Source organism: Treponema berlinense, assembly GCF_900167025.1.
In the GTDB taxonomy this organism is placed as follows: domain Bacteria; phylum Spirochaetota; class Spirochaetia; order Treponematales; family Treponemataceae; genus Treponema_D; species Treponema_D berlinense.
Genome location: NZ_FUXC01000012.1, coordinates 24,593 through 45,255 on the forward strand (window position 1 = coordinate 24,593; position 20,663 = coordinate 45,255).

15 protein-coding genes are annotated in these 20,663 nt (G+C 35.9%); 12 read left to right on the top strand and 3 right to left on the bottom strand.

Features of this window, described 5'->3' with window-relative positions; all coding sequences use genetic code 11:
- Window positions 1–46 precede the first annotated feature (46 nt).
- The 3 genes from nifJ to gyrB all read right to left on the bottom strand — a co-directional run bounded on the left by nifJ (window position 47) and on the right by gyrB (window position 9,760).
- The gene (gene nifJ / locus B5D47_RS09445; RefSeq protein ID WP_078931596.1) at window positions 47–3,589 is read right to left on the bottom strand and encodes a pyruvate:ferredoxin (flavodoxin) oxidoreductase; all 3,543 of its coding nucleotides are present in this window, start codon (window positions 3,587–3,589) and stop codon (window positions 47–49) included.
- Window positions 3,590–5,152: 1,563 nt separating this feature from the next.
- On the bottom strand, window positions 5,153–7,672 hold the full coding sequence (gene gyrA / locus B5D47_RS09450; RefSeq protein ID WP_078931597.1) for a DNA topoisomerase (ATP-hydrolyzing) subunit A: 2,520 nt from the start codon (window positions 7,670–7,672) through the stop codon (window positions 5,153–5,155).
- 108 nt (window positions 7,673–7,780) lie between these two features.
- On the bottom strand, window positions 7,781–9,760 hold the full coding sequence (gene gyrB / locus B5D47_RS09455; protein ID WP_078931598.1) for a DNA topoisomerase (ATP-hydrolyzing) subunit B: 1,980 nt from the start codon (window positions 9,758–9,760) through the stop codon (window positions 7,781–7,783).
- 123 nt (window positions 9,761–9,883) lie between these two features.
- On the opposite strand from gyrB, the gene dnaA reads away from it, so the two are divergent.
- From dnaA to B5D47_RS09515, 12 genes are all read left to right on the top strand, one after another.
- Window positions 9,884–11,302: a chromosomal replication initiator protein DnaA gene (gene dnaA / locus B5D47_RS09460; RefSeq protein ID WP_078931599.1), complete on the top strand. Its 1,419-nt coding sequence runs from the start codon at window positions 9,884–9,886 to the stop codon at window positions 11,300–11,302.
- A gap of 261 nt (window positions 11,303–11,563) precedes the next feature.
- Window positions 11,564–12,679, top strand: a complete 1,116-nt coding sequence (gene dnaN / locus B5D47_RS09465) for a DNA polymerase III subunit beta (protein WP_078931600.1) — start codon at window positions 11,564–11,566, stop codon at window positions 12,677–12,679.
- An 8-nt stretch (window positions 12,680–12,687) separates the two neighbouring features.
- Window positions 12,688–13,788: a DNA replication/repair protein RecF gene (gene recF / locus B5D47_RS09470; RefSeq protein ID WP_078931601.1), complete on the top strand. Its 1,101-nt coding sequence runs from the start codon at window positions 12,688–12,690 to the stop codon at window positions 13,786–13,788.
- Window positions 13,775–14,317, top strand: coding sequence for a DciA family protein (locus tag B5D47_RS09475; protein WP_078931602.1), 543 nt, complete (start codon window positions 13,775–13,777; stop codon window positions 14,315–14,317). Before recF ends, B5D47_RS09475 begins: the two co-directional genes overlap by 14 nt.
- A gap of 86 nt (window positions 14,318–14,403) precedes the next feature.
- The gene (gene rpmH, locus B5D47_RS09480) at window positions 14,404–14,559 is read left to right on the top strand and encodes a 50S ribosomal protein L34 (protein ID WP_078931603.1); all 156 of its coding nucleotides are present in this window, start codon (window positions 14,404–14,406) and stop codon (window positions 14,557–14,559) included.
- An 11-nt stretch (window positions 14,560–14,570) separates the two neighbouring features.
- A complete protein-coding gene (rnpA, locus tag B5D47_RS09485; protein ID WP_200806573.1) occupies window positions 14,571–14,936 on the top strand; it encodes a ribonuclease P protein component in 366 nt (121 codons plus the stop codon).
- Window positions 14,936–15,157: a membrane protein insertion efficiency factor YidD gene (yidD, locus tag B5D47_RS09490; RefSeq protein WP_078931604.1), complete on the top strand. Its 222-nt coding sequence runs from the start codon at window positions 14,936–14,938 to the stop codon at window positions 15,155–15,157. Before rnpA ends, yidD begins: the two co-directional genes overlap by 1 nt.
- Before the next feature lie 38 nt (window positions 15,158–15,195).
- Window positions 15,196–16,926, top strand: coding sequence for a membrane protein insertase YidC (yidC, locus tag B5D47_RS09495; protein ID WP_078931605.1), 1,731 nt, complete (start codon window positions 15,196–15,198; stop codon window positions 16,924–16,926).
- 99 nt (window positions 16,927–17,025) lie between these two features.
- The gene (jag, locus tag B5D47_RS09500; protein ID WP_078931606.1) at window positions 17,026–17,733 is read left to right on the top strand and encodes an RNA-binding cell elongation regulator Jag/EloR; all 708 of its coding nucleotides are present in this window, start codon (window positions 17,026–17,028) and stop codon (window positions 17,731–17,733) included.
- On the top strand, window positions 17,733–18,536 hold the full coding sequence (locus tag B5D47_RS09505; protein WP_078931607.1) for a DUF6675 family protein: 804 nt from the start codon (window positions 17,733–17,735) through the stop codon (window positions 18,534–18,536). The genes jag and B5D47_RS09505 overlap by 1 nt, the downstream gene beginning before the upstream one ends.
- Before the next feature lie 13 nt (window positions 18,537–18,549).
- Window positions 18,550–19,584, top strand: coding sequence for a peptidylprolyl isomerase (locus B5D47_RS11860; RefSeq protein ID WP_078931608.1), 1,035 nt, complete (start codon window positions 18,550–18,552; stop codon window positions 19,582–19,584).
- Window positions 19,585–19,886: 302 nt separating this feature from the next.
- On the top strand, window positions 19,887–20,633 hold the full coding sequence (locus tag B5D47_RS09515; protein ID WP_078931643.1) for a putative ABC transporter permease: 747 nt from the start codon (window positions 19,887–19,889) through the stop codon (window positions 20,631–20,633).
- The last annotated feature ends 30 nt before the right edge of the window (window positions 20,634–20,663 follow it).

Below are 20,663 nucleotides of genomic sequence, written 5' to 3' on the forward strand. Positions count from 1 at the left end.
GTTAACATTCTCCCACAGGGCAACCACCCCATGAGAAAAGTCTTTCTTACTTATACAGTTCAATCAGCTTCTGCAAATGTTCAAACCTTGCTTTAGCTGCTTCTTCGTTCCTGTCGAAGAGAACTTTTGCTCTCTCTGGGAACTTGCGTGTAAGTGAAGAATAGCGGGTTTCGTTGGCAAGGAATGCCTGGTAAGAACCGTCGCCTTCTTTTGAAGTAAGGGTGAATGGGTTCTTTCCTTCTGCCTTAAGAGCCGGGTTGAAGCTGAACAGGTTCCAGTAGCCGGCTTTTACAGCAGCCTTCATTTCGTCCTGACAGTGGTTCATTCCGCCCTTAACACCATGGAGTTCACAAGGAGCATATCCAATGATAAGAGAAGGTCCGTTATAAGCCTCAGCTTCTTTAATTGCCTTGAGAGCCTGAGCAGGGTTTGCACCAAGAGCAATCTGGGCAACATAAACATAGCCATAGCTCATAGCGATTTCAGAGAGGGATTTTTTGCCCATCTCTTTACCGGCAGCAGCGAATTGACATACTTCACCAATGTTAGAAGCCTTAGAAGCCTGTCCACCTGTATTTGAGTACATTTCTGTATCGAATACCATAACATTGACATTTTCGCCAGAAGCAAGAACGTGGTCCAATCCACCAAAACCAATGTCGTAAGCCCATCCGTCGCCACCAAAAATCCATACAGATTTTTTAGCAAGATAGTCTTTCTTTTCAAGGATTTCTTTAGAAGTTTCACATCCGCAAGCTTCAAGTTCTTTTACAAGAGCGTCTGTTGCAGGAGAGTTTGCAATTGTGTCGTTCTTTGTTTCCAAGTATTTTGCAATTGCATCTTTAAGAGAAGCTTTGTCTGTATTTTCAGCAACTTCTTCAAGTTTAGAAATCAGGCTGTCGCGGATAAATTTCTGTCCGGCATACATACCCAATCCGTGTTCTGCGTTGTCTTCAAAGAGAGAGTTTGCCCAAGCTGGTCCTTTCTTTGAATCCTTGTTGATTGTGTAAGGAGCTGTTGCAGCAGGTCCACCCCAGATTGAAGAACAACCAGTAGCATTTGAAATGTACATGTGTTCGCCAAAGAGCTGAGTAATAAGACGAGCATAAGAAGTTTCTGCACAACCTGCACATGAACCAGAGAATTCAAGCAACGGCTGGTTGTACTGAGAAGTCATTGGCGAAAGTGGAAGTTCATCAACTTCTGGCTTTTTAGAAACATTTGCAACAAGGTAATCCCACTGTGGCTGATTCTTAACAAGGCTTTCCTGTGGAACCATTGTAAGAGATTTTGTAGGACAAACTGTTGTACATTCTCCACAACCCATACAGTCGAGAGGAGAAACAGACAATGTGTATTTGTACTGAGCAAGTTTTGGATTTTTTACAGCAAGTGTTTTTGCTCCAAGGCCTTCAACTTTTTCAGCTTCGTCAGCAGTAAGAAGGTATGGACGAATTGTTGCGTGTGAACAAACAAAAGCACAAGAGTTACACTGAACACAAGTTTCAGAATTCCATGCAGGAACCATAACAGCTGTTCCACGTTTTTCGTAAGCAGAAGCACCGAGTTCAAACTGACCGTCAGCAATATCTTTGAATGCAGAAACAGGAAGGTTGTCGCCGTCCATGAGTCCGATTGGGTTCATGAGTTTTTCAACCATAGCAACTGTTTTTGCTTCGCCCTTAAGAACAGGTTTTGCAGCGTCAGCAGCAGGATTTGCCCAGCTTTCAGGAATCTTAACTTCGTGCAAAGCACCTGCACCCTGATCGATTGCCTGACAGTTCATATCAACAATGTCCTGTCCTTTCTTAGAGAACTTAGCAACAACTTTTTCCTTCATATATTTGATAGCTTCTTCAGAAGGAAGAACGTTTGCAAGTTTAAAGAATGCAGACTGGAGAACTGTTGAAGTGCGCTTTCCAAGACCAATCTTTGTTGCAATATCTACAGCGTCAACTGTGTATACTTTAATTTTGTTGTCGTAAATATATTTTTTAGATTCAGCTGGAAGATGTTTGTCGAGTTCTTCATCAGACCACTGGCAGTTAATAAGGAAGATTCCTCCCTTCTTAACATCCTGAACCATCTTGTATCCTTTAATGATGTAAGACTGGTTGTGGCAAGCTACAAAGTCAGCCTGATTGATGTAGTAAGGTGATTTAATAGGATGATCGCCAAAGCGCAAGTGAGAAATTGTAATACCACCAGTTTTTTTAGAGTCATACTGGAAGTAAGCCTGAATATACTTGTCTGTGTGGTCACCAATGATTTTTGTTGAGTCTTTGTTAGCACCAACAGTACCGTCACCACCAATTCCCCAGAATTTACATTCTACAGTTCCTTCAGCAGATGTGATTGGAGCCGGTTTAACTTCTGGTAAAGAAAGGTTTGTAACATCATCAACAATACCAACTGTAAAGCGTGATTTTGGAGAATCTTTAGCAAGTTCTGTATAAATAGCAAATACTGAACTTGGAGGAGTATCTTTTGAACCAAGACCGTAACGTCCGCCAGTGAGCACAACATCGTTCAAACCAGCTTCGCGGAGAGTTGCCGCAACATCAAGGTAAAGAGGTTCACCAAGAGAACCTGGTTCCTTAGTTCTGTCGAGAACAGCAATCTTCTTTACAGTTTTTGGAAGTTTTTCAAGGAATTTAGCAGAAACCCAAGGTCTGTAAAGATGTACTTTTACAAGACCAACTTTTTCGCCTTTCTTTGTAAGGTAATCGATAACTTCTTCTGCAACATCACAAATAGAACCCATTGCAACGATAACGCGGTCAGCATCAGCAGCACCGTAGTAATCGAAAAGGCCGTAATTTGTTCCAAGTTTCTCATTGATTTTGTTGATGTATTTTTCAACAACAGCAGGAAGAGCATCGTAAGTTGAGTTACAAGCTTCACGGTGCTGGAAGAAAACGTCACCATTTTCGTGAGAACCACGCATTGCAGGATGTTCAGGATTAAGAGCATGTGCACGGAATTCTTTTACAGCGTCAACGTTGAGCATTTCTTTAAGGTCAGCATAGTCCCAAAGTTCAATTTTCTGAATTTCGTGAGATGTGCGGAAACCATCAAAGAAGTTGATAAATGCAACTTTTCCTTCGATTGCAGCCAGGTGAGCAACCGGAGCCAAGTCCATAACTTCCTGAGGATTAGATTCAGCAAGCATTGCAACGCCAGTCTGGCGACAAGCATAAACGTCAGAATGATCACCAAAAATGTTCAATGCCTGAGTAGCAACACAGCGTGCAGCAACATGGAATACACAAGGAAGCTGTTCAGCAGCAATCTTGTACATATTCGGAATCATCAAAAGAAGACCCTGAGAAGCTGTGAAAGTTGTTGTCAATGCACCCGATGCCAAAGAACCGTGTACAGTACCAGCAGCACCAGCTTCAGATTCCATTTCGATTACTTTTACTTTTTCACCGAAAACATTTTTCTGGCCATTTGCAGACCAGTTGTCAACCCAGTCAGCCATTGGAGACGACGGAGTGATAGGATAAATACCAGCTACTTCAGTAAAAGCATATGCAACGTGAGCTGCAGCCTGGTTTCCATCCATTGACTGTTTCTTTCTGGACATATTGTCCTCCTAAATTAACTATGGATTTTTGTCAAATAGAAAGCAGAAAAGTTAATTCTGAAATTTATATTATTTTCATTCTATAACCTGATTTGATTTTTTTCAATATTATGTCTTCATTTGAATTTGAAAATACACCGGTCTCCAGAATATTTTACAGCCTTTTTACACAGCATAAACAGTTATTTAACATTCAATATTTTATAGACGGCCTCAACTGCAATAAAAACTTATCGTTTATTTAGAAATCGTTTTGCTTTTTGACCACTATTGGACACTATAAATGGACACTATAAAAAACATTGCATTTTCAAAAACGCCATTTTTAACAACAAATCTTAGCTTGAAAATAATAATTGCGATAAACTAAACATCTCAATCCACAATAATCAAAAAAAGATGATAAAAAAGCGCTTTGCAAAAAAATTGAACTTTAATAAGTTTCATAAAATGCAAAAATATTATTTAGAATAAAATTCTCGCAAAATTCTACAAATTTCTTTTTATTTTTACGCATTTTTATCATAAATAAAAACAAACACTTTTTTTATTTATTTTTAAATGACGAACATTCGTCATTTAAAACAACTTTAAACAAACTAACGGTTAATAGTTTAAAACGATTTTTTTCTTTCACTTTGATGTTTCTCATGAAACATTTTTTATCGAATAAAACTACCCTCTCAAATTAAATGGATTTATAAAACTCTCTCATACTCTTATATGTCTTATAAGTATATGTCTCTTATAAACATATACTTGTACTTAAATAGATTTATTCATACTTATCGTTTAATAAAAATATCAAATGTTTCTCATGAAACAAATCTAATAAGTTCCATATATTTTTAATCCATACTTTCATATTTCACTAAACTGTTTTCATAATTCAACAAATCAACACAAAACATTCATTTATTCAATAAATATCGGATATTAGAAAAATGTTTCTCATGAAACATTTTAACCGGAATTTTCACCAATATTTTTCATCTTACAAAACCAAACTTTTACTAATTTTACAAACAATAAAAAAAAATCTTATTTAAGTAAAAAAAAGCAAAAAGTTTCTCATGAAACATTCTGTCAAAAAAACATTTATAAGTTTTCCGCCTGCGACAAACTTAAAATTCTATCTTTTTTTTTTCAAAAAAAGTTTCTCATGAAACATAAAATAAATTCATAAACAAAAGTTATCCACAAGTATTCCACACTCGGACATAAAAATAAAATTCAACAAAATTTAGTTAAATTCTTTTATAATAAGGAATTAAATTTTTCAAAATACTTTTTTTTTGAGATTGCCTCATTTTTAAACAAGTTATCCACAGGCAAGACACCAAATTCTTCAGCTGCCATTATAAATAAATGTGGACAAAAAAAAGACCAGAGAAAAATCTCTGGTCTACCTGATGGTCATTTGATCTTTACGAATCTGTCATAAAAAGATCATTTAATAAATATAAAAGTCCCCTCAACTTAATTATAATTAAATAAAAAAGTTTTGTCATTACATTAAAAATAATCTATCTAATTCTTTATAATACAAGAAATTAAATAAAATTATTCTTTATCTTTCTCATCTTCGTTTGCAACTTTATCAAAGCCTACAACATAATCTGGTTCATCAATATTTATAATACGAGTTCCAGAAGATGCCCTTCCCTGCTTTGAAATCATTGCTGCCGAAACTCTAAGAGTTTTTCCCTGTCCAGACATACAGATTACTTCATCGGTTTCTGAAACTGCAATTGCGCCTATAATTTCGCCCTTGCCCTCAATATTTCCGAAAATTTTCTGTCCGCCAGTTCCACGTCCGTGTTTTCCAAATTCATCAAATCCAACTCGTTTTCCATAACCTTTTTCGGTTATAACAAGCGCATCCTTATTTTGTTCAACACTGATTGCAGCTGCAACTTCATCTCCAGACGCAAGACGAATTCCTGTAACACCAGAACTTGCTCTTCCCATTGGACGAACACTTTCTTCAGAAACTCTAAGCGCCTGACCTTTTCTTGTAATAAGCATTGCATCGTCATTTCCAGAAGTCAGCATTGCAGAAACAAGATGATCACCATCATGAAGTTTAATTCCAATTACACCACGTGTCTTTGCATTTGCAAATTCCGTAGTTTTGCATTTTTTTACAGTTCCATTTGCTGTCGACATAAATATATACTGCTGATCAGTATAATCTTTCATAGTTACAATTGTAGAAATTTCTTCGTCAGGACTAAGCTGAATCAAAGATTTTACGCTTGAACCGCGGCTTGAACGGCTTGCTTCAGGAATTTCATGAACTTTTATCCAATACACTTTTCCAGCGTTTGTAAAGAAAGTTATAAATGATTTTGTCGTTGCCGTAAAAATCTGATTGATGTAATCACCTTCAATCAAAGTTGCGCTCAAGCTTCCTTTTCCGCCACGACTCTGAGCCTTGTACTGAGTAAGAGGAACTCTCTTGATATAACCAAGTTTGGATATCATAACGACAACTTCCTCTTCTTTAATCATATCTTCTGTATTTATCTGCTCTACTTCGTCAGCAACAATGTCAGTCTTTCTGTCATCGCCATATTTTTCTGCAAGTTCATTTGTTTCGTCTTTTATCAACTGGCGGATTTTTTCGTGATGAGCAAGCAAATCTTCCAAATAGTCAATCAATGCCTGAAGTTCTTTAATCTGGTTCTGCAAATCCTCAATAAGAAGATGAGTAAGCCTTTTAAGAGGCATATCAACTATTGCCTGTGCCTGCTCGTCATCAAAATCAAAACGTTTTTCAAGACGGAGTTTTGCTTCTTCTGTGTCGCGGCTTGATTTTATAATTGCAATTACTTCATCAATATTGTTGATAGCTGTAATCAAAGCCTGCAAAATCTTCATCTTGTGTTTTGCAACTTTTAAATCATAAATCGTTCTGCGTGTAATTACTTCGTCACGATGCTCTACAAAATATTGAATCAACTGCTTTAAAGTAAGAACTTGCGGTTTTAAATAAACATTTGGAAGCTGCAACTGAGGCTCGTCATAACGCAAACCGTCTTTCTGCTGAGGAACAAGAGCAAGATTGATTACGCCGAAATTTGACTGCAAGTCTGTTTTTGCAAAAAGCTGGTTCAAGACGATTTTTGTAATTGCATTCTTTTTAAGTTCAACTACAAGTCTCATTCCAACACGGTCAGAAGTTTCGTCGTTTGCGTCGGCAATACCTTCAATTACCTTGTTTTCTGCAAGTTCATTGATTCTTTTTATTATATTCGTTGTATTTACTCCATAAGGAACTTCTGTAAATACAATGCGTTCTTTTCCTTTTTTGTCTGTTTCAATATTGAATTTTGAACGAATCGTAATTCTTCCGCGACCAGTTCTATAAGCCTTTTTGATTCCTTCACGACCGTAAATTACGCCGCCAGTCGGAAAATCCGGACCTTTTATGTAAGTCATCAATTCATCGATTGTAATTTCCGGGTTGTCAATGTAAGCCGCAATGGCAGCTGCAACTTCGCGTAAATTATGAGTCGGCATATTAGAAGCCATACCAACGGCAATACCAGTTGTTCCGTTACAAAGAAGAAATGGAAATTTTCCAGGAAGAACTGAAGGTTCAACTGTCGTATCATCAAAGTTAGAAACCATATCTACAGTTTCTTTGTTAATGTCGGCAGTCATTTCCTCGGTGATTTTTGACATTTTGGCTTCGGTATAACGGTAAGCCGCTGGAGGATCACCTGCAATCGTACCAAAGTTTCCCTGCGGAGTTACAGTCGTATAGCGTTGTGCAAAATCCTGTCCCAAACGAACCAATGCATCGTAAACAGAAGCATCGCCGTGAGGATGGTAATGTCCCAAAACTTCACCAACGATTGTGGCACATTTTTTTGTTTTTCCACCGCTCGAAAGATTAAGCTTGTCCATTGCGTACATAATTCGCCTGTGAACAGGCTTTAAACCGTCGCGAACATCTGGCAAAGCACGCTGAACAATTACAGACATCGAATAGTCAATATAAGCCTGCTTAACTTCGTCTTCGATTGGAATTTTTATTACTGTTCCACCTTCCGGTGTTTTTTCTTCTTCTAACATTTTTAGTTCCGTTTTGAGGTGGTTGAGCCTGTCAAAACCACTTTTTGTCTATTGGTCATTTAGACAGGCTCAATGACCTTTTTTTCTTTTATTTTCGTTATACTATCGTTAAATATCCAAATTCGCGTAACTTGAATTCGATTCAATAAATTCGCGTCTTGGTTCTACTTCTTCGCCCATGCAGACTGTAAAAATTCTATTTGCAGCTTCTGCGTCAGGAACAGTTACAACACGCATTTTTCTTGTGGCAGGATTCATTGTAGTTTCCCACAATTGATTTCCGTCCATTTCACCAAGACCTTTATAACGCTGAACATCTGCCTTTTCTCTCTGTTCTCCAAGAGCTTCCAATGCGGCATCTCTTTCTGCATCTGAATAACAGTAAACAGGATCCTTTTTTCCAAGCTGAACCTTAAAAAGTGGAGGCATTGCCAGATAAACATAACCTTTTTCAATGATTTCAGGCATATATCTGTAAAAAAATGTCAAAAGCAAAGTTCTAATATGAGAACCGTCGACATCGGCATCGGCCATGATAATTATTTTGTGATAACGAATTTTTTCGATGTTAAAATCTTTTCCAAAACCGGCGCCGAGAGTGTCGATAATCGGTTTAAGTTTGTCGTTGTCCATAACCTTTGTAGGATCAACTTTTTCAACATTGAGCATTTTTCCCCAAAGAGGAAGAATTGCCTGGGTTTTAGATTCCCTTCCTTTTTTTGCAGAACCGCCGGCCGAATCACCTTCGACAATATAAACTTCGCAAATAGAAGGATTATCTTTTATTGAGCAGTCAGAAAGTTTTTCCGGTTTTTTAAATCCAGAAAGTCCAGACTTTTTGCGTGAAGCGTCTTTTGCCTTACGAGCTGCAATTCTCGCAGTTGCTTCTCCAATAGACTTTTCAAGAACTTTTTCAAGAATTGCCGGGTTCAACTCAAAGAAAATTGTCAGTTTTTCTTTTACAAGAGAATCTACAATTCCTCGAACTTCCGGATTTCCAAGTTTGTCTTTTGTCTGACCAACAAATTCTGGTTCAGGAACTTTTATCGAAAGAACTGCAACAAGTCCGGCACGAACATCATCGCCCGTCAATTTTTCATACGGATCTTCTTTTTGATCGATTTTTCCATCTTTTTTAGGCATTTTTTTCTTCAGTTTTTCATTTCCATCAAGAGCCTTAGAAAGAACCGAAAGAAGTCCCGAACGGAAACCGTCAAGATGAGTACCACCGTCGCCAGTGCGGATATCGTTTACATAAGTGTGAATATTTTCCGAATAACCCTCGTTGTACTGAAAAGCAAGCTCTGTAATTACAGCGCCTTTTTCTGGATTTTCATCTTCTTTTTCTCCAACGATAAAAATGGGGTCTTCAGGATATTTAAATTTTGCCTTTGAGTTTAATTCCTGAACATAATGAACAATTCCGCCTTCGTATTTGAGGATCTGCTCTTTTGGAGTTTCAAGACGTTCATCGCGGAAAACAATTACAATTCCGCTGTTCAAAAATGCAAGTTCTTTTAAACGCTGAATCAAAACGTCCCAGTCGTAAGTTGTCGTAACCGTAAAAATCGATTTGTCGGCTTTCCAGCGAATTATAGTTCCGTGCTCGTCTGTATCTCCAATTGTTTCAACTTTTGTAACCGGAACTCCGCGTTCATATTTTTGACGGTAAATATGTCCATCACGTTTAATAGTTGCTTCAAGCCAGTCTGAAAGAGCATTTACACAGGAAACTCCGACACCGTGCAAACCTCCGGAAACCTTATAAGATTTTTTGTCAAATTTTCCACCGGCATGAAGACGAGTCAAAACCAGTTCAAGAGCGCTAACGTGTTCTGTCGGGTGCATTGCAACAGGAATACCACGACCATTATCTTCAACACGCACAATGTCGTCTTTTTCGAGAGCAACAACGATTTTATCACAATAACCAGCCATTGCTTCGTCAATACAGTTATCAACAGTTTCGTAAACAAGGTGATGAAGTCCCTTTGGTCCTGTAGATCCAATATACATACCAGGACGCTTGCGGACAGCTTCAAGACCTTTTAATACTTGAATACTGCCAGCATCATAAGAAGAAGCCATTTTTCTATTCCTTTATATTATATGATTTTATGATTTATTACAAAAGATACGGATAGAATTTTTGAATAGTAAAAATTATATTTGTATTGAAGAAAAAAGTAAAGGTGAATTATAATCAGTTCTATGTCCAGCCAGAATTACAAAGATTTTTTTGAAGAAGCAATTAAACAGATACGAGAAGAAATGAACGCAAACAACCAGTCAGACGAATTTACTCTCTGGTTTAATATGGATTACGTAGAAGACACACTTTCTCAAATTACTGTTTCTGTTTCTTCAGAATTTATGTGGATTCAGATGAATTCAAAAAAATACGTTCAAAGACTCGAAGATAAAATAAACGAATTGACTGGACAGCAAATTTCAATCACCCACATTGTAAAAAATAAACAGACCGTTTCAGTTCCAAAAAAAGAACCTTTACCAGAACCGGAAACAAAAACAACTGAACCAGAAATTGTTCATCAAGTTGAAAAAAAATCCGGACCAACTGAAAATTCTCATAAAAAACATCCTCAATTAAACGAAAATTTTACTTTTGAAACTTTCGTTCCGGGCGAAAACAGCATTTACGCTTACAACGCTTCTATTTCGGCCGCAAAAAATCCAGGAAAAGCTTACAACCCAATATTGATTTACGGTGGAGTTGGTCTTGGAAAAACTCACCTTATGCAGGCTTTGGGAAATTTTATTTATTCAAATAACGAAAAATCAAAAATCGCCTACACAAGCGCTGAAAATTTTACAAATGAATTTACAGCTTCTCTAAAAAATCAAACAATAGATAATTTTAAAAAAAAATACCGCAGTCTTGATGTTCTTCTTCTTGATGATATTCAGTTTCTTGAAGGAAAAGAAGGAACTCAGGAAGAACTTTTTCATACTTTTAACTCAATTTACGATAAAAACGGACAAATTGTTTTTACAAGCGACCGTCCAATCAAAGAATTAAAAGGTTTTACAGAAAGAATCAGTTCTCGCTTTAGCCGCGGTTTAAATGTTGACCTTCAGCCGCCAAACTACGAAAACAGGCTTGCAATCATTCAAAAAAAACTGGAACTTCTTCATAAATCTATTCCTCAAGATGTAATCGAATACATTGCAAAAAACTGTCAGACAAACGTCCGCGATATTGAATCCTGCATCACAAAGTCAATAGGCTTTGCAGAACTTGTCGGAAAACCTCTAACAGTCGAAATTGCTCAAAATCAGCTTAGAGATACAATAAACGACCCTTATTCTGGAACAATCACAATAGAAAATATTCAAAAAGTAGTTGCTGAACATTACAATGTTTCAGTTGCTGACCTGAAAAGCAAAAAGAAAGACAGAAAATTTGTAATTCCAAGACAAATTTCAATTTTTATTTGCTGCTCTTTAACAGAATATTCAACTACAGAAATCGGAAATGAATTTGGAGGAAGAGATCACACAACAATTATGCATGCTCGCGACAAAGTTGAAAGTCTTTTAAAAACTGATTCTTCAATGAATTCAACAGTAAACCTGCTGATTCGCGCTACAAAAGATTTTAGAAAATAAAAAACACAAATTGTTAATCTTATGGTAATATGTTGTGTAAAAAGTGTGGAAAACATTTAATTCTGTGAATTTGTGAATTTAATGTGAATTCAATCTACAAAGTTATCAACTTTTTAATTCTTTAAACAACAAAGAGTTAAATTAGTTATCAACAAATTCACAACCCTTATTATTACTATTACTAAATTTATTAAAATTTAGAATTTATTAGCTTGTGTTTATAAAAAATTTTGAAAATTAAACTTTTTAAGGAGTCCAAAAATGAAGTTTACTTTTGACAGAAATTCGATGATAAATGAGATTTCAATTGCCCAGGAAATCATTTCAACAAAAAGTGCAATATCAATTCTTTCTAATGTTCTTTTTATTGCACAGAACAATACTCTTACAATAAAAGCAACTGACATAAAAGTAAATTTTGAAACAAAGATTCCTGTCGAAATTGAAGAAGAAGGTTCAACAACTGTATTCTGTGATAAATTTTTAGGAATTCTTTCAGTTCTTGATGAAGGCGAAATTGTTTTTGAATTACAGCAAAAGGATAATCAGACAGTTGCCTTGATTCGTCATTCAACTAAAAAAAATAAATTCCAGTTAAAATGCACATCTCAGGATAAATTCCCGGAATTTCCAATTGCAGAAAAAGTTCCTTTCTTTGAAGTTCCATCAAAAGAAATTAAAAAAATGATCAGCCAGACTTCTTTTGCAGTTAGCGCAGATGAAACCCGCTATTTTATGAATGGAGTTTATTTTGAAAAAAGAGATAATAAGCTTGTTCTTGTAGCAACTGACGGTCGCCGACTTGCTTATGCTTCAAAAGAATTTCCAGAAGGAATCGCAGATTTTCCGGCAGCAATCGTTCATCCAAAAGTTTTAAATATTGTCGCAAAACATCTTTCTGACGAAGGAAACATTTCGATTGCAATTGTCGATAAAATGATTTTCTTCCGTTTCCAGAATTACGAACTTTCTTCGACTCTTATTGACGGACAGTTTCCAAACTATATGCGCGTAATTCCAGAATCTCAGTCTTATAGTTTTCAGGTTCAGAAAAGCGATTTGATTGGTGCTCTTAAAAAAACTGCTGTCATGGTTGATAAAAAAGCAGGAAGAGTTTTCTTTAACATTTGTCCTGGAGTTTTAAGACTTACTTCCCAGGAATCAGATTCTGGAGATGCAGAAGTTGAAATTCCGTGTGAATTTGCAGGCGATGAAATTACAATTGCAATGAATTACAAATACATCGAAGAACCTTTGCGTGTAATGGATGTTGAAAGAATAAAATTTGAATTCTCAGGCGAAATGAAAGCTGTAACAATGCTTCCAGAACCTGCAGAAGATTATTTCCACATTATCATGCCGATGCAGATGGCTTAAAAAGGCAGATGCCTGTACTTTCAGTTTCTTTTGTAAATTACAGAAATCTTCAGAACTCAACGATAAATCTTCTCTCAAAGGAGATTTATTTTGTTGGGGAAAATGGACAGGGAAAAAGTAATTTACTCGAATCAATTTATTACTCAGCTTACGGAAATTCTTTTAGAACTCGGGCCGATGCAGAAGTTGCAACAAAAGGTTTTTCCAATTTTTCGATAAAAACTCTGTATCGTCTTGAAAATGGTTCAACAGAAAATATTTCGATTTTTTTTGAAAATGGAAAAAAGAAAATCGACAAAAACGGAAAATGGATAAAAGACCGCAAAGAATTGATAAATACAATGCCCTGTGTCTTATTTTGTCATGATGATTTGGAATTTGCAGTCGGTGAACCTGAACGCCGCCGTTTTTTTGTTGATCAGTGTCTTTCGATGTATGATGTTCTCTACATTGACACAAGCCGGAATTACAAAAAAATTCTAAAAAGCCGCAATCTTTCGTTAAAAGAAAAAAATTACGAAATGCTGGAAATTTTTGACGCTCAGCTTGTTCAAAATGGAATTGAAATTGAAAAAAAACGCCGGGATACAATTTTTCAGTTTAACCAGTTTTTTGGAAAACTTTACGAAAAAATTACAGGAATAGACGGAGTTGCCATAAAATACGAACCAAGTTGGAAATCTGACGATAGTTTGAATATTATTCCTTCGGCGCAAAAGGCATTTGAAATTTTGCAGTCAAAAAGAGAAATTGACAAGGTTGTTATGACAACAATGAGCGGACCTCATCGTGATAAAATTAAGTTTTTTAGAAATGGAACTGATTTTACATCGACAGCTTCTACAGGACAAAGACGACTTTTGGCAATTCTTCTTAGAATCGGACAGGCAATTTTTTATGCAAATGTAACTGAAAAAAAACCGATTTTGCTTATGGACGATGTTCTTTTGGAATTGGATCCTGATAAAAGACAGCTTGTAACTCAGCTTTTGCCAGAATACGATCAACTTTTTTGTACATTTTTGCCTGGAGAACCTTACGAAAGGTATATGAAAGAAGGAACGAAAATTTTTGAAATCAACGGAGGAACTTGGAATGAACGACAGTAATTTTATAAAAGCTTCCGATATGGTTTTAAGAATTATGAAAAATATCGATCCGGAACAAGTTCGCCAGGGAAATAAAATTTCAAGTTTGTGGACACAGATTGTTGAATCAATAAGGTCGAACAGCATAAACGGAGAAAATATTGGCAAAAATATGGCGAGCCATTCGCGTGTAATCGATTTAAAAAACGGAATTTTGCTTGTCGAAGCGGATCATCCTGGCTGGATTCAAATGCTTGGAAATTATAAAAAATATATTTTAAAAGGTTTCCAGATGAAGATTCCAGAACTTAAAATTGAAACCCTCGCCTTTCGTCTTGCCGGAACAAATGCAGAAATTTCAAAAATTCATCGGGAAATTGATGAAGAAAAACAGCGGAATGCCGAAGAATTTAGAATAAACAAAGAACAAAAAGAACTTGAAAAAAAAGGATTTGTTTATAAAAATTCTGGTCAGAAAAAAGAATTACCGTCGGAAATTCAAAAAATGTTCGATGATATAAAAAACGATATGTTGACTAATAGCAATTAAATTTGTTATATTCTATCGCACTATACTTTTTTGTTTAAAATTTGGATTCTGTCTAACAGTGTCCGTAAAATAAGGAGAATGTTCCCATGTTAAGAACATATCAACCAAGTAAAGTTAAAAGAAATAGAAAATTCGGATTCCGTGCTCGCATGGCAACTCGTGGTGGACGCGCAGTTCTTGCTCGTCGTCGTGCAAAGGGTCGTTCAAAGCTTTCTGTAGCTGACGAAAAGAATAAATACTAATTCTTTTAAAAATGAAAACAGTCTTGTCAGAGTCTAGGCGTTTTACTTTTGATGAAAGAATAAAGCGTGCTTCAGAATTCAAGAATCTGTTTAAAAACGGGAAAAGAGTGAGCGTTGTTGGGGCAAAATTGTTTTACCTTCCCAACAACTTGAAATTCAATAGAATTGGATTTCCTCTTCCCCGTGGTTTTGGTAATGCTGTTGAACGTAACCGTGCAAAGCGGTTTAGCCGAGAAATCTTTAGAAATCTAAAATCATACCTGAACACTGGCTATGATATGCTTTTTTTAGTGTATCCTCCTGCCGAAAAAGATTCGTTCCACTCGCGGTGTGATCAATTTCAAACATTATGTAAAAAAGCTGGACTTTTAAAATAATGCGAAATTTCGTTGTAAAATTTTTGTCTTTTTTTATAAAAGTTTACAGGCTTTGTATTTCGCCACTATTTCCGAAATGCTGTAGATTTTATCCAAGTTGCTCAGAATATGCACTTTTGGCGTTAAAAAAACATGGTGCTTTTAAGGGTTGTTGTCTTACTGCGAAAAGGATTTTAAAATGCAATCCTTTATTTAAGGGCGGTTACGATCCAGTTCCATAACTGAAAAAAACTAAAAAATAAAATTTCCGGAGAAAACAATGGAAAAAAATACTGCGTGGGCAATTGGCCTTTCGTCTGTTGTTTTGATTGGATTTTTCTTTTTGCAGACTTATTTTATGCCAAAGCCGCAGCCTGTAACTCAGAAAAATGAAACTACTGCTGTTGAAGCTGCCGCTGAAAATTCAGAAAGTATTGAAAAAAATATTCCTGAAAAAATTGGCATTGTAAATTCACAGAATTCGGATTCTCTTGCAGAAGAAAATTTCACACTCGAAACAAATAAAGTAAAAGTTACTTTTACAAATCGTGGTGGCGATATTATCAGTTATGAATTAAAAGACCACATCGATTCAGATACAAACGGTTTTATTCAGATGGCAGATAATATTACCGATTCTAACCGGGCATTTGCAATTTCTATCGGTGGCGCTGAAAATTCAATCGTAAACGATATTTTTGTTTCTAAAAAAATTGATGACAATAAAATCGGATTTTTCAAAAATTATGTTGTAAATAATCCGGACGGTTCTAAAGGCGAATTTACTCTCGTAAAAACATACACCTTTAATCCAAACGATTATGTTTTTAAGCTTGATGTTACAGTTGCTCCTGGAGAAAATTTTCAAGGCTTGGATTTAAACGGTTCAAGTTATTCGTTGAGAACTTCTCCTCAGATGGGACCTTTTTATAATCCAAAAGTTAATCGCTACGAAAATCGTCAGTTTATTTCATACAACGGCAAAAATAAAAAAAGAATTATTCTTGGCACAAACCAGACAAAATCTTACGAAAAAGAATGGAACTGGGTTTCTATGGCAGGAAAATATTTTGAAGTTTTGCTCTGCCCTTCTGACAGTTCTTCGATGAACAGTAAAGTTACCTATTCTTCAAAAACTGAACTAAAAGATAAAACAGACGCTCAGGCGATTGTTTCCCGCAAATCTGTAGATGCAAATGGTTCTAACGATACATATTACGTTTATGTTGGACCTCGCAACGAAAAAGATTTGAGAATTTACAACGTACCGGAAAACAACGTTTGGAAACTTGATGGAGTTCGTTTTGACAACAGTATTCAGACAAGCGGATTTTTAAGCTGGCTTGAAATTGTTCTTAAATTCTTGCTGGAAATGATAAATAAACTTGTTCATAACTGGGGCGTTTCTATCATAATCGTCACAGCAATTTTGAAGTTTGCAATGTTCCCTATTACAGCTAAAACTGCAAAAAGTACGGTAAAAATGCAGGCTTTGCAGCCAAAAATGCAGGCTTTGCAGGAAAAGTACAGGGATAATCCGCAAAAACTCAACGAGCAGACAATGAAGCTTTATAAAGAAATTGGTTATAATCCGCTTTCTGGATGTTTGCCAATGCTTTTCCAGTTTGTAATTTTGTTTGCAATGTACAATTTGTTTAACAATTATTTTGAATTCCGTGGAGCAAGTTTTATTCCTGGATGGATTAGCGACTTGAGCGCTGGTGACCATGTGGCAACATTGAAATTCAATCTGCCTTTCCTTGGAAATCAAATCAGAATTTTGCCGGTAATTTATGTAATCAGCCAGCTTTTGTTTGGAAAAATTACACAAAACGGTGGAACTACTGCTGGTCAGAGTGCTATGCAGATGAAGATGATGATGTACGGTATGCCGATTTTGTTCTTCTTCCTGTTCTACAATGCTCCGTCTGGACTTTTGCTTTACTGGACAGTCAGCAACTTGATTCAGCTTGGACAGCAGTTGTACATCAACGCAAAAATAAAAAAATAAATTTAAAAAACGTCTCTAAATTTTTTGGAGATGTTTTTTTATTGGATGTGGAAGTTATTCAAAAAATTTTGCACATTCAATACGCACATGGAGAAATAAATGAATTACGAATTTGAAGGAAAAAACGAAAAAGAAGCTATTGAAAAAGCTGCTGCCGAACTTGGTCTTGAACGTGATGAATTTGATGTAGAAATTATTGAAACACAGAAAAAATCACTTTTTAAGGCAGGCTATGTAAAAATTCGCATTACACCTGTAAAAGAAACAAATGTAAATTCTGACAGCGGACGTTCTTATGACCCTGAAAATGTTGCAAAAAGAACTGTTACAAATCCGCTTGCGCAGGATGATTTTGAGCAGAAACTTATTGATTTTATAAACGAAATAATTTCTAAAATGGGATATGAAGCCGCAGTTCAAATTTCTTTCCGCGAAGACAAAAAAATTGGAATTAAACTTACTTCTGAAGCTTCTTCAATTTTGATTGGTCGCCGTGGTAAAAATCTTGATGCCCTTCAGTTGCTTGCAAACGTTTATGCAGGACATCTTGGACGTGAAGATGTACGTGTAATTCTCGATACAGAAAATTATCGCGTTCGTCGTGAAGAAAACCTCGTTCATCTTGCTTACAACACAGCAGACAAAGTTCGCTCAACACACAAATCAATTTTGCTTGAACCAATGAATCCTTTTGAACGCCGTTTGATTCACACTACTCTCAATGATGTTCCAGAAGTTGAAACAATCAGCGAAGGCGAAGGACTTTACAAGCAGGTTCGTGTAATTTTTAAGGGACAAACTTTTTAATGAATTTGATGAATAGACGGAATTTTTTGTTTACAGGTTTATTTTTTCTTTTTTTTGGGCAAATTTTTTGTCAGGAACAGAATAATTTCTTAAAAGATGAAATTTATGCAGAATTAAAAGAAAAAGGCTCTATAAAACATTTAATTCAGTCTAAAGATGGTTTTGAACTTTCTCTTACTCCGGATACAGAATTTTGTAAACGCGCGGCAAATGCGTGGAATCTTTCTGAAAATCCAAATTTAGTTTCTGAAAACTTGTTTTTAATAAGCAAGGAAGAATTAAAAGAAAAAAGTTCAAATCCTGAAAATGCAGAAGTTTCGATGGGCAAGGTTTCTAAAATTGTGCGTTCGATTTCCAAAATGAAAGGAATGCAATATTTTTCAAACGGAGCTCAGCGTTGGGAAACACTTTATCATCAGGCTTATGTTTGCAAATCTGTAAAAGAAAAAAACGAGCCTTTGCCAGATGTGCTTGAAGGTTCTGCTGACGGCTTGAAAATTTTTGCGTTTTTGGAAGACAATTCGTTTGGAAAAAGTGTTTATTCTCTCGAATATGCGCAAACCGAGCAAGAAATTGGATTTTTTCTGACAAATGCAGAAAGCTGGACTTATGCTTTTGTAAAAGCCCTTAATCCTGAAAATGTAAAAATAAATATGGTTGTAATTGACAATGGAGATTCGTTCATCGTTTACATGGTTCTTTTTGCTAAGCACAAAAAAGTTCCTCTTTTGGGAGAAAGAATTCAAAAATCACTTGCAAATAGAATCGATGCAATTTTCAACTGGTTTACATTGCAATTTTAATTGGGAGAAATATATGAAAACTAGATTTTTTGCGGCAATATTTTGCTTTCTAACAATCGGTTTTGGAGGATGTAAAACAATGGATAAAGAATTAAAAGCTATTGAAGGAAAAGACGGTGTTTTTGCAATAATGGAAACTTCAAAAGGTTCAATTGTTCTTGAACTTTTTTATGAAAAAACACCTTTGACAGTAACAAACTTTGTCGGTCTTTCTGAAGGAACCTTGGACGTTTGCAAAGGAAAACATTTTTACGACGGATTGAAATTTCACCGTGTAATTGCAGATTTTATGATCCAGGGCGGAGATCCGGAAGGAACAGGAAGAGGCGGCCCAGGTTATCGTTTTGCAGATGAATGTTTTGACGATTTGACTTTTGACAAGCCTGGTTATCTTGCAATGGCAAACGCCGGTCCGGGAACAAACGGTTCTCAGTTTTTTATTACACATGTTCCGACAACTTGGTTGAACGGAAAACATACAATTTTTGGACAAGTTGTAAATGCTGACAGTCAGAAAGTTGTAAATGATGTAAAACAGGATGATAAGATTGAAAAAATAACTATCGTTCGTCAGGGAGAAAAAGCAAAGAGTTTTACTGCTACTCAGGCAGATTTTGACAGACTTGAAGGCGAAGTAAAAGCAAAGGCTGCAGAAGCAAAAAAAGCTGCAAATGCAAAGAAAATTGCAGAAGTTGAAAAGAATTTCCCTGGTTTTGCAGTTGATGCAAACGGAATTTATTGGAAAACAACAAAAGCCGGAAACGGTGTAAAGATTGGCGGACGCAAAAACGTTGCCTGCGAATACAAAGGATATTTGGTTGATGGCCGTGTGTTTGATCAGTCGGCTGGACGCGGTCCATTGGAATTTGTTACAGCAAGTGGCCAGATGATTCCGGGATTTGATATTATGGTTCAGGATATGTCACTTGGCGAAAAAAGAACTGTTGTAATTCCTTCAGATTTTGCTTATGGCGATCAAGGTTATCCTGGAGTAATTCCTGGCGGTGCTTATATTGCATTTGACATTGAAGTTGTAAAAGCAAGGTAACTAACAAGCATTAGTTAAACTAACAACAGGTAGTCTAAAAGTCCGTTTGATTCTTTTGAATTGAACGGACTTTTTTTGCAAAATTTGCAATTTTTAAGTGAATTTTGTGGAAAAATAAGTTCTACGCCGGATGCGTAAGGCGTAAGTTTTTGGCGTCTATAAGCCGCCAAAAATGCAGCAAAGGCGGAACCTGAAGCAGCCGGTTTTTGAGAAAAAAGAACACCGACGGTCGATTTTTATTTTTAAGGGAAATGCCGTCCAAAAAAATTGACTATAAAACAAAACTTGAGTATTTTAGAAAAATGAGTGTATTTTTAATTGTTGAGTTTTTATTTTTTGCTGGAAGTCTTATTGGCTGGGGAATTGAAGTTGTCTGGCGACGTTTTTTTAGCAGCAACAATCCTGAAAAAAAATGGATTAATCCGGGATTTTTGATTGGGCCTTATTTGCCGCTTTACGGTTTTTCGCTTACGATTTTGTTTTTGCTGAGTTTTATTGATGTAAGTTTTGTGGAAAACGCATTTGCGAGAAAAATTGTGCTTTTTGTGCTTATGGCGTTTTGCATTACGCTTTTTGAGTATATTGCCGGCTTGATTTTTATAAAAGGAATGAAAATTAAACTTTGGGATTATTCAAATTGCAGGGGAAATATTCAGGGAATAATTTGCCCTCTCTATACTGTTTTTTGGTGGATTTTAAGCGCGGTTTACTATTTTTTTATTCATCCGAGAATTTTGTCGTGGCTTGCCTGGTTTACAAATCATCTGACTTTTTGCATGGTGATTGGTTTTTTTTACGGTGTTTTTACGGTTGATGTTGTTTATTCGTTAAATCTTATGGCAAAAATCAGAAAATTTGCAAAGGAAAGCAAATTTATAGTCCGGCTTGAAAATTTGCAGCAGCAGATTAGAAAAGCGAGCGAAGAAAATAAAGAAAAAATACACTTCTGGCTGTCTACAAAATCAGAATCGCTGGAATTAAAAGACGCTGTTGAAAAACTTAAAGAAAAGTTTGAATTTGAAAAAAAGAAGTTTGAAAAGCAAAAATAGATTAAAAAAGCCTTTGCACTTGGTTTTTAA